This window comes from Pseudocolwellia sp. AS88, assembly GCF_030551755.1.
Lineage (GTDB): Bacteria > Pseudomonadota > Gammaproteobacteria > Enterobacterales > Alteromonadaceae > Pseudocolwellia.
The window spans coordinates 1-3710 of record NZ_JAUPEC010000048.1; the positions used below are offsets into that span (position 1 = coordinate 1).

The following is a 3710-nucleotide window of genomic DNA, read 5'->3' on the forward strand; positions in this document are numbered from 1 at the left end:
ATAAAGTTAAGTAAACGGTGATCTTCCTACAGAGGACTTTCACCTCATTAGTTCATGCCCATGCTGGGCGTACCAAGTAAATAAACAAGGACACGTAACAGTTGGCTACGTTTCGCTTCGCTACACAATTTTAGCCAACCATTACTTAGCCTGTTATTTGGGCGTTGAGGCTGTAGAATTTCTCCAAAAAGACGTATTTACGTCTTTTTTTATATTTCCTCAATTGTTTGTTTTTTAAGCTTGAAGCAAGTTCCTCACTGTGATCTAATAGATATTATTCACCGATAGCAAAATATCATGGCCAATTATAAACCTGATTTATCCTGTCAAAGTAAGTTCATCCCCATCGATTTCTCACAACAAATAGTCCCCGGAACGTTTGAATATGCGCTTGCGCATATTGTTGATAATCACCTTGATTTATCGGGCTTCGAACAGTGGTATCAAAACGACAATGGCGGCGCAGCTGCCTATTCACCGTCTGTGATGTTAAAAATAATTCTCTTTGGTTATTCTCGTGGTTTTATCACTAGTCGCCGCATTGCTAATGCGTGTGAAACTAACATTACCTTTATGAGTTTATCGGGTGATGTGCAACCGCATTACACCTCAATAGCTTCGTTCGTTGCTCGAATGAAGGACCAAATAGAACCTCTCTTTACGCAAGTTTTAATGATATGTGACAAAGAAGGTTTGATAGGTCGCAACATGTTTGCCATTGATGGCTGTAAGTTAAAGTCAAACGCGAGCAAAGAGTGGAGTGGAACCTTCGATGAACTAGAGCGAAAAAAAGCTAAACTAGCACGAGCAAGTAAACGTATTATCGAACGTCATCAATCTCAAGATGGCTTAAATGAAGTGTTAATAACACAAGACTTAAAACAAAAAGAAAAACTGGATAAAAGTGCAGAGAAAATCACTGAATTTTTAGCCACACATCAAGAAAAAACAGGCAGCAAAGGCAAACCCGTTAAAAGTAATATCACTGACCCAGACAGTGCGAAAATGACTACCTCAAAAGGCACCATTCAAGGCTACAATGGTATCGCGATTAATGACGATAAACACCAAATTATACTGCAAGCACAAGCGTGGGGCTCAGTGGGAGAGCAACAAACCTTACAGCCAGCCGTTGCACAATTAAAACAACAACTTGAGAAACTCAATACCCAAAAACAGACAAACGCGCAGACAATAAAGTTTACAGCAGACAGTGGATTCAATAGTGAAGCTAATCTTGAATTTATGGCTCAAAGTGGCTTTGATACTTATATTGCAGACAATCAATTTAGAAAAAGAAATCCGCTATTTAAAGAAAGTGAAACATACGAAACAGCGCAAGAAAAGCGGCGGTTAAAGCGCAGTAAAGGCAAGCCACGATTATTCACCTCAAATAATTTTCACTATGATGAAGTAACGCAAACATGCCGATGCCCAGCAGGCAACGACATGTGGCGAAGCGGTATAAATGTAAAAAGTCACAATCAACAATACACGCGATTCTGTGGTTACTTAAAAGATTGCAAAAGCTGCCCACTGCAAGAGCAATGTATGAGAAAATCGCCAATAAAAACAGGACGGCAAGTTCAGTTTAAAAATGATGAATCGTGTAAACATCTAAGCTATATTGACAAAATGAAGGTTAAAATAGACAGCCCAATCGGTCGACGACAATACAGTAAGCGATTAGGTGCTATCGAGCCAGTGTTTGGCAATATTACCGTCAACAAAGGCATGAATAAATTGACCTTACGCGGGAAGGAAAAAGTAAACACCCAATGGCAAATGTATTGCCTTGTTCATAATATTGAAAAGTTAAGAAACAACCTGCATTAAGGGTTAAAAGCCCAACTCCACATCATACAAATCGTTATAACACTGAATTATCAGACGTTAATCCACTATTTCGTTAAGTTAACGATGTAAAAATAAAATCGCCAAAAACGTAAACGTTTTTGATTGTTAAAGGAAAACAATCCGGTTAGAGTATTTTGATTAATAAATAATATAATAACGAGTTATTCTACAAGCTCGTTGAGGCTGTAGAATTTATAGTTTTGTGTAAAACAGGTGAAAATTAAGCTCCTGTAATGCAAAATAAGATACAAACACGAAGTGGGTAATGCATTTGATACCCTGATTTAGAGGTGTTTTTGTTATTTTTTATAAATTCTACAGCCTCGTTAGCAGTTTCAAAGGATCTGATGAAAACTATTATTTTAACGTTGATTTTAATCTGTTGTAATGTTTATGCTGTAGTGCCGAACACTCAATATTATATTGATGCTGAAAAAAGAATAGTTGTACTTGAAACTGAATTACAAGAAATTAATTCTAGTTTAACTGCCATTAATCCAGAAAGTTCTGAACTCAAGTATCAACTCAAGAAAAATATCGAAAATGAAATTAAGCTTATTAAGCAGAGAGTCGAGCTATTTAAAAAGTTAGAGCGTGATCAACTCATTATGTATTCAAGTTCATGATTTTACTAAAAAACTGCTAACAACACGCCCTGAGGTGGACCGCAAGTATTAAAGCTTACTTTCCACCGCATATTTTAAGAGAGGTGAACCTTTGTTTTTCAACGCTTCTATGTAGGTTGATTCATCATATGCCGTACTTGTTTTCCAACATCGAAATAATATTCTTATCCACTTAAACGCCAACGATCTGATGATGGTGTTATGTGGTTTTCCTTTCGCAGCTTGCTGCTGATAATAAGCTTTTGCCCAGAACGAATATCGCACATGAAGTAGATCTTGCAACGGCGAAGCATTTAGGTCGCAGAGTTGCAAAACTAACCCTACTTTTAAATTAGAAATACAACAATATGAAATGTTACATATAATTATGATACTTTTTAAATCATTGTTATAAATGAGAATAAGTCCTTAATTATAGTGTGTCGTTTAGCAAATATTTAATTAGATTGGAGTGAAATGGCGGTTCGTTTTCTCATTCCTTATTTTACGTTTTAATACGTTAAAGTACATTTAGGTTAAGTTTTATGATTATAAAATTATTATTTACAACCTTTACATTAGGGTTCTCTGTTAGTTTGTTTGCAGGAGAAATTTATCATTGTGAAAACTTGGATGGAGAAAAATCATTTCAAGATAAACCCTGCGAGGCAATAGTTTTAAAAGTAGATAATTATACAAGTGAAACTCCTATCAAAAAGAGTAGTAGTTCTACTGACTTTTATGGCATTTCGGTTCACCCAACAGCTATGAAAAAAGAGGTCTCTGATATTCCTTCAATAGCCGTAGCATCGCTACGTTACATTTCGAGTGTTTCTAGTTCTAATATGCTTACTTACTATAAAGCTAATATTACTGAAGAATATAAAGAAAGTTCTTATGGAGATACCACAACACTTACCTATAAGGTTGATGGAAAAATTAAGGCTATTTATGTGATGGATGTTTTTGGTATGGCGGATGTCACCATTCAAAGTGAGAAATGAATATAATAGAGCATTAACCAACCCAACATTGATTTAGAATTGTTTCAAGTGTGAAAAGGCTTTTTATAAACTGAAATAGTTCTGACTTAACCTTACTGTGTGATCTGTTATTGATTTTAATTATATAAATTCATAATCTATTATCTAGGACACATTTTTTATTTATGATTTTGACCCGTCCTAAATAAGGTTGACACTTTTCTTTAAGTAAATTGGAGAGTGTTATGAAATCAACAACTAAGCG

General features: G+C 35.3%; 3 protein-coding genes and 1 pseudogene. 3 read left to right on the forward strand and 1 reads right to left on the reverse strand.

The genetic code is table 11. The features are described from left to right. The first annotated feature begins 297 nt into the window (after positions 1-297). Positions 298-1836, forward strand: a complete 1539-nt coding sequence (locus Q5N69_RS18305) for an IS1182 family transposase (RefSeq protein WP_304370527.1) — start codon at positions 298-300, stop codon at positions 1834-1836. A 368-nt stretch (positions 1837-2204) separates the two neighbouring features. Further along, positions 2205-2483, forward strand: a complete 279-nt coding sequence (locus Q5N69_RS18310) for a hypothetical protein (protein WP_304370528.1) — start codon at positions 2205-2207, stop codon at positions 2481-2483. A 48-nt stretch (positions 2484-2531) separates the two neighbouring features. Here the strand turns inward: Q5N69_RS18310 and Q5N69_RS18315 are convergent. Beyond that, positions 2532-2738: pseudogene (locus Q5N69_RS18315) on the reverse strand (IS110 family transposase); the annotation flags it as partial. A gap of 269 nt (positions 2739-3007) precedes the next feature. Here Q5N69_RS18315 and Q5N69_RS18320 point away from each other — a divergent pair. Next, entirely contained in the window at positions 3008-3466 is a 459-nt protein-coding gene (locus Q5N69_RS18320) for a hypothetical protein (protein WP_304370529.1), read from the forward strand. The last annotated feature ends 244 nt before the right edge of the window (positions 3467-3710 follow it).